General features: G+C 70.3%; 11 protein-coding genes. 9 read left to right on the top strand and 2 right to left on the bottom strand.

Annotated elements, in window-relative coordinates; all coding sequences use genetic code 11:
* From VKN16_23235 to VKN16_23220, 4 genes are all read left to right on the top strand, one after another.
* Positions 1 to 346: ester cyclase (locus VKN16_23235; GenBank protein HME97127.1), on the top strand; the 346-nt coding region annotated here is incomplete at its 5' end.
* A gap of 110 nt (positions 347 to 456) precedes the next feature.
* Positions 457 to 1650: an MFS transporter gene (locus tag VKN16_23230; GenBank protein ID HME97126.1), complete on the top strand. Its 1194-nt coding sequence runs from the start codon at positions 457 to 459 to the stop codon at positions 1648 to 1650.
* Positions 1651 to 1671: 21 nt separating this feature from the next.
* A complete protein-coding gene (locus VKN16_23225) occupies positions 1672 to 2157 on the top strand; it encodes a MaoC family dehydratase (GenBank protein ID HME97125.1) in 486 nt (161 codons plus the stop codon).
* 22 nt (positions 2158 to 2179) lie between these two features.
* A complete protein-coding gene (locus tag VKN16_23220; GenBank protein ID HME97124.1) occupies positions 2180 to 3451 on the top strand; it encodes an MFS transporter in 1272 nt (423 codons plus the stop codon).
* 31 nt (positions 3452 to 3482) lie between these two features.
* Here VKN16_23220 and VKN16_23215 read toward each other — a convergent pair whose 3' ends face one another.
* A complete protein-coding gene (locus VKN16_23215) occupies positions 3483 to 4616 on the bottom strand; it encodes a YncE family protein (GenBank protein HME97123.1) in 1134 nt (377 codons plus the stop codon).
* Positions 4617 to 4620: 4 nt separating this feature from the next.
* Entirely contained in the window at positions 4621 to 5433 is an 813-nt protein-coding gene (locus VKN16_23210) for a creatininase family protein (protein HME97122.1), read from the bottom strand.
* Between the two features lie 150 nt (positions 5434 to 5583).
* Here VKN16_23210 and VKN16_23205 point away from each other — a divergent pair, with 150 nt between their 5' ends.
* The 5 genes from VKN16_23205 (at position 5584) to VKN16_23185 (ending at position 11071) form a co-directional block, all read left to right on the top strand.
* Positions 5584 to 7026 (top strand): phage holin family protein, encoded by a 1443-nt coding sequence (locus tag VKN16_23205; protein ID HME97121.1) that lies wholly within the window; start codon positions 5584 to 5586, stop codon positions 7024 to 7026.
* The gene (locus tag VKN16_23200; GenBank protein ID HME97120.1) at positions 7002 to 7445 is read left to right on the top strand and encodes a hypothetical protein; all 444 of its coding nucleotides are present in this window, start codon (positions 7002 to 7004) and stop codon (positions 7443 to 7445) included. Before VKN16_23205 ends, VKN16_23200 begins: the two co-directional genes overlap by 25 nt.
* 74 nt (positions 7446 to 7519) lie before the next feature.
* Complete coding sequence (locus tag VKN16_23195) at positions 7520 to 8407, top strand: ABC transporter permease (GenBank protein HME97119.1); 888 nt, start codon at positions 7520 to 7522, stop codon at positions 8405 to 8407.
* Positions 8408 to 8428: 21 nt separating this feature from the next.
* Positions 8429 to 9991: an ABC transporter substrate-binding protein gene (locus tag VKN16_23190; GenBank protein HME97118.1), complete on the top strand. Its 1563-nt coding sequence runs from the start codon at positions 8429 to 8431 to the stop codon at positions 9989 to 9991.
* 126 nt (positions 9992 to 10117) lie between these two features.
* A complete protein-coding gene (locus VKN16_23185) occupies positions 10118 to 11071 on the top strand; it encodes an ABC transporter permease (GenBank protein HME97117.1) in 954 nt (317 codons plus the stop codon).

The following is an 11071-nucleotide window of genomic DNA, read 5'->3' as shown; positions in this document are numbered from 1 at the left end:
GGATACGGAGATGACCCCGATCTCGCGCACGATCGGCGACGAGCGGGTCGTGGACGAGATGGTATTCCGGTTCACCCACACGATCCGCATGGACTGGATGCTGCCCGGCGTGGCGCCCACCGGCCGGCGCGTCGAGATTCCCCTGGTCGTGGTCGTGCACTTCCGGGACGGCAAGCTGGCCCACGAGCACATCTACTGGGACCAGGCCTCGGTGCTGGTGCAGCTGGGGCTGCTCGATCCGGCGGTGCTGCCGGTGGCCGGCCGTGAGACCGCGCAGAAGGCGCTCGACCCGCGCCGGCCATCGAACGAGCTGATCGACCGCGCCGACCGCGCGGTCCGCCGATAGCCCGCACGAGGCCGTGGGAGCGGCAAATTGAGCGGCCACCCGCTCGTGGGGTACGGTATGCTCTACGGCACGCGCCACCAACCCGCACCGTAGCGGAGACCCGATCGCCCATGTCGAACACGAGCCCCACCGCGCTGCTGTTGAACATCGGCCACGCCATGGACCACCTCTTCCTGCTGATCTTCGCCACCGCGGTCGCGTCCATCGCCACGCAGTGGGGCATGGTCTGGCAGGATCTGATGCCCTACACGGTGGGCGCCTTCGTGCTGTTCGGCCTGGGCTCGCTGCCCGCGGGCCGTCTGGGCGACCTGTGGGGCCGGCGCGTCATGATGGTGATCTTCTTCCTCGGGTTGGGTGCCGCCGGGCTCCTGGTGTCGGCGGTCCAGCAGCCGTGGCACCTCGCGGTCGCGCTGACCGTCATGGGCGCGTTCGCGTCCATCTACCATCCGGTGGGCATCCCGATGATCGTGCAGAACTCGACGCGTCCCGGCTTCACCATCGGGCTGAACGGCCTGGCCGGCAACCTGGGTATCGCGGTCGCCGCGATCCTCACCGGCTTCCTGGTGCAGCAGGCGGGCTGGCGCATGGCCTTCGCGGTGCCGTCGCTCCTCGCCATCGCCTGCGGGGTGATCTTCGCGCTGGTGGTGCCGCGCGAGGAGATGGCGCCGGCGCGCAAGCCGAAGCGGTCGGTGGATCTGCCCGCGCCGGTCATGGTGCGGATCTTCTTCGTGATGACGCTGGCCGCGGTCTCCGGGAGCATGATCTTCAACTTCACCACCAACGGGAACAACCAGCTCCTGGCCGAGCGCCTGCGCGGCCTCGTGGATGACCCGGCGCGGCTCGGCATCCTGCTGGCGGTGGTCTACACCATCGCCTCGTTCGCGCAGATCGTGGTGGGCAAGCTGATCGACCGCTACCCGCTGAAGTTCGTCTACCTGCCGATCGTGGCCGCGCAGGTGCCGCTCTTCCTGCTCGCCGCCCGCGCCGAGGGCTGGGCGCTCTACGCGCTGATGCTGGCCTTCATGGTGTTCGTCTTCGGCGCGATTCCGTTCATCGACGCGATGATCGTGCAGTACGTGGACGATCGGATGCGCTCGCGGGTCGCCGGCATGCGCCTGGCCGTCTCCTTCGGGGTGAGCGCGCTCGCGGTCTACCTGCTGGGCCCGACCGTGAAGGCGGCCGGCTTCACCACCTTGCTCCTGCTGATGGCGGGGATCTCGTCGCTGACCACGCTCTTCGTGTCGATGCTGCCCGGCCGCGTGCCGACGCCCGCCGCGGCCCCCGCGCCCGCGCCGGCGCGGTAGCCGGGCGCCGGAGTCGCGCCGATGCCCGACCCGGCCTTCAGTCCGGAGACGCACCGCTTCGCGGAGCCGCGCTGGTTCGACGACCTGCGGGTGGGCGAGCGCTTCTTCATCCCCTCCCGCACCATGACCGAGGCCCTCTTCGCGGCCTTCCAGCTCGCCTCCGCCGACAACCATCCGATCCACTACGACCGGGAGTACTGCCACCGCCACGGCCATCGCGATCTCCTGGCCCACGGGCTGCTGGTCACCGCCCAGGCCGCGGCAGGCGCGGGCTGGTTCCCGCACGTGATCGGCGACTCGCTGATCGCGTTCCTCGAGCAGTCCTCGCGCTTCCTCGAGCCGGTGTACGTGGGCGACACGGTGTACCCGGAGCTGGTGATCACCCGGCTCGAGCCGGGGCGCACCACCGGGGTCGTGGTGCTGCGCGCGACCGTCCACAATCAGGCGCGCGAGCTCGTGATGGAAGGCGAGCACAAGTACCTCCTCCGGCGGAAGCCGGCGGCCTGATCGCTCGCGAGCCGCGCGCCTCGTGGCCACCACGCCGGTGACGGACCGCGCGCGCTCGTCTCAGCCCCGACGGCGCGGCGCCGCCCGTCCCGGGACGCGTCGATGGCTGATCGTCGCCGCGCTCTTCGTGGTCAACTACGGCGTCTCCACGCCGCTGGCCGCCTACGGCGTGTTCCTGCCCGTCCTCGGCGACGAGTTCGGCTGGAGCCGCGGCGCCATCTCGGCGGCGCTGTCGGTGAACCTGCTGGTCGGCGGGCTCGCCGGCTTCTGGGTCGGCACGCTCGCGGATCGGCACGGGCCGCGCGGGCTGCTCACCATCACGGTGGCGCTGGCCGGGGCCGCCTTCGCGCTCGTGTCCTCGGTGAGCGCGCTCTGGCAATTATTCCTCCTGATCGGCGTGATGGGCGGCGTCGGCATGTCGAGTTTCTACCTGCTGACCACCGCCACCGTCACCCACTGGTTCGACGAGCGGCGCGGGCTCGGGCTGGCGCTGGTGTTGGTGGGCTTCAACCTGGGCTACATCACGGGCGGGCCGCTCGCCGCGTGGCTCATCACGCATCTGGGATGGCGCGCGGCCTACGGGGCGCTCGGCGCGGGCTGCGGGCTGCTCACCGCGTGCGCCGCGCTGGGCGTGCGCCTGCCCCGGCCCGAGGAACGGACGGCGCTCCACCGGCCGATCCCGGCGCGGGCGGGCGCGGTCGCCGCGACGCACGCGGGCGCGACCCTGAGGCAATCGCTGCGCGATCCGCGACAGTGGGCGCTGAACTTCTCATGGCTGCTGCTGGGCGGCCTCGCGCTCATGATCTCGGTGCACGCGGTGCCCTTCGCGCGCGATCAGGGCGTGAGCCTGGCCGGCGCCTCGCTGGCCCTGACCGCTTACGGGGTCGGATCGGTCGTCGGCCGCCTCACCGCGGGCGTGGTGTCCGATCGGCTCGGGACCCGTCTCACCATCGGCGCGGCATACGTGCTGGAGATGGTGGCGCTGGTCACGCTGCTCTGGATTCCCTCGCGCGAGGCCCTGCTCGGCTCGCTGGTGGCGTTCGGCGCGGGGTTCGCGGCCTCCGACACCATGGTCGCGAAGATCATCCCGGAGGTGTTCGGCCTGCGGGCCATCGCGGCGATCATGGGGATCCTCACGCTCGGCTGGCGCCTGGGGGCGGCGGTGGCTCCGGCACTGGCCGGCTTCCTCTACGACGTCACCGGCTCCTACCGCATCCCCTTCGGCGCGGCCCCGCTGGCCGTGCTGGTCAGCTGGGGACTCTTCGCGATCGGCACGTCGACGCGCCGCCGCTGACCGGGGCGCGGGCGCGGCCGCCTCGCGCGGCTCAGCGCATGTTGCCGGTGTGGCCGAGCGAGTAGCGGCCGGGCTGCGGCCACACCGCGAGGCCGTGGGGCTCCTTGCCCACCGGGATGCTGCGGACCTCGCCGCTCGCGGTGTCGATGGCGTAGACCACGTTGTCGAAGCGGCCGGAGAGCCACAGCACCTTGCCGTCCACGCTCACGTTGCCCATGTCCGGGCTGCCGCCGCCCGGGATCGTCCAGGTGGCGACGACCTGGCGGGTGTTGAAGTCGATCACGCTGACGCTGCCCTTGCCGCGCGGAGGCCCGAACACGTGGGCCGAGCCGCGATTGGCGACGTAGAGGCGCGTGCCGTCGCGGCTCGGATAGAGCCCGTGGGTGCCGATGCCGGTCTTGATGAAGCCGATCTCGGTGAAGGCCGCGCCGTCCACCACGAAGACCCCGCCCGCCTTCATGTCGGCCACGAAGAAGATCTTGCCGTCGGGGGACACGCGGATGTCCTGGGGCATGCCGCCGCGCGAGAGCTTGAGGTAGCCGAGGACCTTGCGGCCGACCAGGTCGATCTTGGCCAGGCTGCCCTGGAACTCGCAGGTGAAGATGGCCACGCGCCCGTCGGTGGTGAAGTCGGCGTGGTTGATCCCCTTGCACTGGGGCACCGCGATCGAGAACTGCATCGCCATCGTGTGGGGATCGCGGAAGTCGAGCCGCTTCAGCGCCTCGGCCACCACGATCGCCGACTTCCCGTCGGGGCTCCAGTACATGTTGTAGGGGTCGTCCACCGCGATCGTCTTGCCCGGCTTGCCGGTGGTCGGATCGATCGGCGTGAGGCTGCCGTCGGTGCGGCCCTCCGCGTTGTTGGTGACCCACAGCGTCTTCAGGTCCCACGACGGCACCACGTGCTGCGGGTTGACCCCGACCGGGAAGCGGTCCACCACTTTCATGGTGGCGGGATCGATCACGCTCACGTCGTTGCCCTGGCGATTCGGGACGTAGACGCGGGGCAGCGCGCCGGCGACCGCCGGGCTCAGCTTGTCGGAGCGGATCTCGCTGTAGAGGTTGTTCGGGTCCACCACCGGAGGCATCTGGGCCGCGGCCGCGGACGCCCAGAGGCCGCCCGCGAGCACCGCAACGAGAATCGATCGAGCGAGCATGCGAGTCATCTCCTCAACGCACCGTGATGGATTTGCGGATGGCGTCGATGGTGCGGCTCACGATCAGGTCGGCACCGGCCCGGCCCAGCTCGGCGGTGGCGCGGGTCGGGTCGCCATCGACGCCGTCGCCCTCGCGCGCGGGGTGCAGCCGATCCGTGCGCACCAGACGCGCGTCGGTGGCCAGCATGAGCGCGGTGTCGGCGAGCCCGGCGTGGCGGCCCAGCTCGGCGTCGCGGTAGCCGCGCGTACGGAAGAGCTGCGGCACCTCGGTCTCGGCCGCGCGGTAGTACTCGCCGATCGCGTGCACGCGCGGCCCGCTCCCGCCCCACTCCCGGTTCAGCCGCGCCGCCACCGCCCGCTGGCCGGCCTGGGTCGAGCCGTGGTCGCCCAGCAGCACGATGTGGCGGAAGCCGTGGGCGCGGAAGCTGCGCGCGGCCGACTCGAGCACCTTCTGGAAGGCGTCGTCCGGCGCGGTGATCGTGCCCGGATAGCGCATGTGGCCGGTCGGCGGGGCGATCGCGCCCTCCGGCACGTAGGCGATCACGGGAGCCACCAGGGCATCGCCCAGGCCTCGCGCGATCCGCTCCGAGAGGACCTTCACCCGCGCGTTGTGCTTGCCCAGGGCCATGTGGGGCCCGTTCTGCTCGGTGCCGCCGGCCGGGATGATGATGGTGGTCTTGCCGGCCCGGATCGCGTCGCGCACCTCGGTCCAGGTCAGCTCCTCCAGGAAGACGGTGTCGGGGGCCTCGGCGCGGGCGGCGGTAGGGACCAGCACCGCCAGGCAGGTGAGCGCGATCAGGAGGTCCGGGACGACGCGGCGGAACATCGCTTCGATCATAAGCTCTAACGATTATCGAGCCTCAATGTTTCCCTCGCCGGTAACTGTGACGCAGTAAATCGAGCGGCGCGGCGTCGAAACCCCGAGCGGAAGCGCGCGGTAGAGCCCGGGCATGCCCCTTGCTTTGTTTGCACGAGCATGGCGATCGTCCAGGCGCTGATAGCCTTCATCGGGCGCTCGTTCGGGAAGATCCTGAGCGCGCTGTTCGACTGGGCGGTCGTCGCGATTTTCGGGTATGCCAGCGGTACCGAGAAGATCTTCCTCGCGGGGCTGCTCGCCGCCGCCGGAGCGTGGCCCCTGCTCCTGCTGGGCATCGCCTTCCCGAAGGTCGCCACGTTCCTCCTGGCCTTCGTCCCGGTGCCGTCGTGGGTGCCCTCGTGGACCGTCCGCGTGGTCTGGATCGCCCTCGCCGTCGTGGTGCCCCTCTCGGTGGGCACCGCGATGGCGGCGCGCCAGCCGCCGGATCAGCCGCGCCGGAGCTGGCCGGCCCGTCTCCTCCGGGGCTTCCCGATCACCATCGGCCTCTCGGCCGCCCTGCTCATCACGCTGTTCACGGTGCCGGTGCTCCGGCTGGTCTCGGTGATCCGCGGCCGGCAGGACGTCCAGGTCCCGCTGCTGACCGACACGACAACCTACCGTCAGGTCACGCGGCGGATTCCCGTGGTGATGGAGGAGCACGGTCGGCCGGTTCGCCGCCGCCGGCCCCCCTGGTGGCTCACCGCGCCGCTGCGCGTGCTGAGCGCGATGGACCACGACGCCTTCGCGAGCCGCATCCCGGCCGACCTGGCTTACTTCGAGGGCCGGGATCTGGTGCTCGCGCTCTATCCGAGCGGCCTGCTCATCCGGGGCCGCCCCGAGACGCTGGCGCCGGCGCAGGGCTTGATCATCGAGGCGGTGAGCGATCTTTCGGTATGGCAGACTTCCGATGCGCGGGCCCAGGCAATCGAGCGGCAGATCGCGGTGCTGTGGCAGACCGTGGAGGCCGCGGGAGGACCGGAGCGGATCGGGCTCGGCACCGTGCGGCTGCGGGAGCTGGCGCGCAGCATCGAGGAGCTTCCCGCCGAATACGAGGACTGGCAGATCGTGTACCGCAAGGCCCTGCAGTTCGGCCGGGCGCTGGACGCCCAGCCCCAGCTGCTGGCGGGCCTGGTGCACAAGGAGGAGACCATGCAGCGATACGAAGCACGCGCCCGGGCGGATGCGCGAAACGGCGAGCCCAGCACCCGAGCCCTGGTCGGTGAGATCGGCGGGCAACTGGTGGAGCTGGCCCAGAAGGAAGTGGAGCTGGCGCGCACCGAGCTGGCCAGCGACGTGCGCGCGGGACGCAACGCGGCGATCGCGCTCGCGGTCGGCGGCGTGGTGGTGCTCATGGGGGCGACCTTGCTGCTGGTGGCGGCGGTGCTCGCCCTGGCCCAGATCATGGCGGGCTGGCTCGCTGCCCTGGTCGTGGCCGCGGTGGTGCTCGCGGCGGGCATCGTCACCGCCGTCGTGGGCTGGAGCAGCCGTCCGCGCGCAGCCCTCACCCTCACGCGGAAGTCGCTCAAGGAGGACTGGGAATGGCTCAAGGCACAGGTGGCGTGACCCAGATCGAGGCGCCGGCCCGCGATCCGCGCGCGATCGAGCGAGAGATCCGCGGACATCGCGGGGAGCTGAGCACGCTGGTGGGCGAGCTGAACCGGCGGCGCCATGACCTGACCGACGTGAGACTGCAGCTCCGTCGCCACACCGTGGGCGTGGCGACCGGCCTCCTCGCCACCGGCGCGGTGATCGCCGGCTCGTTCCTGTACGCGCGCTGGCGCGCGCGCCGCTACAACAGCCTCATCGCGCGGGGCGGCCGGCTGCGCGAGGCGGTCGGTCGCATGATCGACCGTCCCGAGCGCGTCGCCAGCGAGCCGACGGTGGGCCAGCGGCTGCTCGCCTCCGCGGGCTCCGCGGCGGCCGCCGTGCTGATCAAGACGATCCTGGAGCGCCTCACGCCCTCGCCGTCCCGCCGCGCGTAGTCGCTCGCGGTTTCGCTCGCGGGATGGACCGCCCGACGCTTGACACGTCCGGGCGTCCATCCTAGTGTTCCCCCGTGGAAGTCAGGTCCGAAGGGGTGCTGGGCACGACGGTCGTCGCGCCGCACCGACTTCGGTGGAGTCGCCAGGTCCGGCGGGTCACCCACAGCGTCGTGGTCGTCGCGGGCGCGCTGTGCGTGACGCTCATCGTCGCGGTGGCGATCTTCGCCGGTTCCATCGCGCCGCAGGATCCCGACGAGCAGAACTTCGACCTGGTCGAGGCCCCACCCGGCGCCAAGGCCCTCTTCGGCACCGACCGCTTCGGCCGCGACGTGCTGAGCCGCGTGATCCACGGGGCCCGCATCTCGCTGTACGTCGCGCTCACCTCGATCAGCGTGGCGATGGCGATGGGCGGCGTGCTCGGGCTCACCGCGGGGTATCTCGGCGGGACGTGGGACAACCTGATCAATCGCGTCCTCGACGTCTTCTTCAGCATCCCCGGGCTCCTCCTCTCCGTCGGCATCGCGGCCATGCGCGGTCCCGGCGTCAACAGCGCGGTGATCGCCATCGCCATCGTGTACGTGCCGCTCTTCGCGCGGGTCATGCGCGGGCCGGTGCTCGCCGAGCGCGAGAAGGAGTACGTGGAGGCCATCCGGGCCCTCGGGGCCACCCGCTGGGTGGTCGCGCTCAAGCACGTGCTGCCCAACGTGGTCTCGCCGTTCGTGGTCCAGGGCACGGTGGCGCTGTCGCAGGCGATCCTCATCGAGGCCTCGCTGAGCTACCTCGGCCTCTCCGCCCAGCCCCCCACCCCGTCCTGGGGCAACATGCTGAACGAGGGACGGACCTATCTGGAAACCGCGCCGTGGATCTCGGTCTTCCCCGGCATCGCGATCATGATCACCGTCCTCGCCTTCAACCTGCTGGGCGACGGGCTGCGTGATGTCCTCGATCCCAGTGCCCAGTAGTCCCGCTCACAGGAGGAACCCATGACGATCGATCACACCTCGGACGCGCTCCGGCTCTCCCGTCGCCAGATCCTCAAGGCGGGCGGCCTCACCCTCGGAGCCCTCGCGGTGGGCCGCCCCGCGGCGGCGCAGACCCCGAAGCCGGGCGGCACCCTCATCTCGGCGCAGGCCACCGAGGCCACCGGGCTCGACCCCCAGCTGGTGCCCGCGCTCTCGCGCAGCCGCCGCTCGCCGCTGATGTACAGCCAGCTGGTGCGCTTCGACGAGACCATGACCCCGCGGCCGGAGCTGGCCGAGTCGTGGGAGACGAGCAAGGACGGGCTCGCCTGGACGTTCAGGCTGCGTGAGGGCGTGAAGTTCCACGACGGGCAGGAGATGACCTCGGCAGACGTGAAGTTCACCTTCGATCGCCTCTTCGAGAAGAGCCCGGGCAAGTCCGACTTCATCGCGGTCGACCGGGTCGAGCCGGCCGGCAAGTACGCGGTGAAGTTCACCACCAAGGAGCCGTTCGCGGGCCTGCTCGCCGCCCTCGGCGGGTTCTGGGGCTTCATCATCAGCGAGGCCGGCATCAAGAAGCACGGCGACCTCAACAAGGCCGCGCTGGGGACCGGGCCGTTCATGCTGGCGGACTGGAAGGTGGAGCAGCAGCTCGTGCTCAAGAAGCACCCCGGCTACTTCAAGAAGGGCCAGCCCTACGTGGACGAGCTGATCGTGCGCACCATCCCCGACGAGGCCAACATCGTGGCCGCGCTCCGCACCGGCCAGATCCAGCACGCCTTCATCGAGGACAACAAGAACTACAACCTGCTCAAGGACGAGAAGAGCCTCACCGGCTACCGCTCCTCGCGCCTCGGCTACGACTATCTGAACATCACGGCCACCCGCGGCCCGCTCAAGGACGTGCGGGTGCGCCAGGCCATCAGCTGGGCGGTGGACCGCAGCCAGGTGCTGCGGGTGGCCGCGGCCGGCTTCGGCCGGCTCACCGCGCCGGCCACCGCGCCGATGCGGCAGTGGCAGCTGCCCGAAGAGGCGTGGATGAAGTACTACAAGCCGGACGTGGAGAAGGCCAAGAAGCTGATGGCGGAGGCCGGGCAGAGCGGCGGCTTCACCGTGAAGTGCATGGTCATCCCCACGTTTCCGACCATGGTCTCCGGCGCGCCGGTCATCGCCAACCAGCTCAAGCGCATCGGCATCACCATGGAGATCGAGAACGTGGAGTACGCCATCTGGATCAAGCGCTGGCTGGCCCACGACTTCGACATGACCATGAACACCACACCGGGCTACGCCGATCCCGACACCGCCTTCTTCCGCGCGCTGCACTCGACCAAGGGCCAGAACTGGAACAGCTGGAGCGTCCCCGAGCTCGACGCGCTCCTCGAAGACGGCCGCCGCACGATGGACCAGAAGAAGCGCAAGGAGATCTACGACCGCGTCCAGATCATGATCCTGGAGAACGTCCCGCACCTCTGGCTCTTCTCCGCCGACACCATCGACTTCACCCAGGCGAACGTGAAAGGCTTCAAGCAGCACCCCACCACCCTGCTCTACGGCCTGGACTCTGCCTGGCTCGACAAAACCTAAAGCAAAAACTCGACGGCAACGCATGCACAAGGCGGTGGGGGGGCTCGGGGGAGGAGCGGCGCCGCTCCTCCCCAACAAGAAAAATGCCTTACCGCAGCGCGCCGACCGCGGACCGGTCGCACAACCGTGACGCGCTATCTGGTCGTGCGGCTGTACTCCATGGCTCTCACCCTGATCGGCCTGACCGTCCTGATCTTCCTCATGCTCCGCCTGATCCCGGGCACCGTGGTCGAGCAGATGATCGGCGCCGACGCCGTCGTCAGCCCGGCCATGGTGGCCGAGCTCACGCGCTTCTTCGGCCTCGACCAGCCGTGGTACGTGCAGTACGGGCGCTGGATTGGCCAGCTCGCCCACGGCGACCTCGGCACCTCGTGGCGGACCGGCAAGCCGGTGCTCGCCCTGATCCTGGAGCGGCTGCCGGTCACGCTGGAGCTGACCCTGTTCTCCACCGCCTTCGCGCTGGTGCTGGGCGTGGCCGCCGGCATCGTGTCGGCGATCCGGCGCGATCGCGTGGCGGACAACGTCACCCGGGTGGGCACGCTCCTCGGGCTCTCGGTGCCCGTGTTCTGGCAGGGCACGATGTTGATCCTCTTCTTCTCGCTCTACCTGCGCTGGATGCCGCCGGTGATGTGGGTGGACTTCTGGACCGACCCGCGGCGCAATCTCGTCATCATGCTGCTGCCCGCGCTCTGCCTCGGCACCGCGAGCGCGGCCAACATCGCCCGCACCACCCGCTCGTGCATGCTCGACGTGCTCGGCTCCGAGTACATCCGCACCGCGTCGGCGAAGGGGCTGGCCGGGCGGGTCGTCATCCTGAAGCACGCGCTCCGCAACGCGCTGATCCCGGTGGTGACGGTGGCCGGGCTGCAGATCGGCATCCTGCTGGGCGGCACCGTCGTGGTCGAGGAGGTCTTCACCCTGCCCGGCATCGGCCGGCTCGTGCTGTGGTCGATCTACCAGCGCGACTACCCCCTCACCCAGTCCACCATCCTGTTCATCGCGGTGCTGTTCATGACCATCAACCTGGCGGTGGATCTGCTGTACGGCTATCTCGACCCGCGGATCCGCTACGGCCGCTGA

It is taken from the genome of Candidatus Methylomirabilota bacterium (assembly GCA_035315345.1).
Taxonomy (GTDB): domain Bacteria; phylum Methylomirabilota; class Methylomirabilia; order Rokubacteriales; family CSP1-6; genus CAMLFJ01.
The sequence above is the reverse complement of the archived record's forward strand: the minus strand, read 5'-3'. Positions and strand labels throughout refer to the sequence as shown.

Bases quoted from the DNA above. Each gene is read 5' to 3' on its own strand.
- VKN16_23210 (HME97122.1), bottom strand. From the start codon at position 5,433: ATGTTCCGCCGCGTCGTCCCGGACCTCCTGATCGCGCTCACCTGCCTG.
- VKN16_23205 (HME97121.1), top strand. From the start codon at position 5,584: ATGGCGATCGTCCAGGCGCTGATAGCCTTCATCGGGCGCTCGTTCGGG.
- VKN16_23200 (HME97120.1), top strand. From the start codon at position 7,002: ATGGCTCAAGGCACAGGTGGCGTGACCCAGATCGAGGCGCCGGCCCGC.
- VKN16_23225 (HME97125.1), top strand. From the start codon at position 1,672: ATGCCCGACCCGGCCTTCAGTCCGGAGACGCACCGCTTCGCGGAGCCG.
- VKN16_23230 (HME97126.1), top strand. From the start codon at position 457: ATGTCGAACACGAGCCCCACCGCGCTGCTGTTGAACATCGGCCACGCC.
- VKN16_23215 (HME97123.1), bottom strand. From the start codon at position 4,616: ATGACTCGCATGCTCGCTCGATCGATTCTCGTTGCGGTGCTCGCGGGC.
- VKN16_23190 (HME97118.1), top strand. From the start codon at position 8,429: ATGACGATCGATCACACCTCGGACGCGCTCCGGCTCTCCCGTCGCCAG.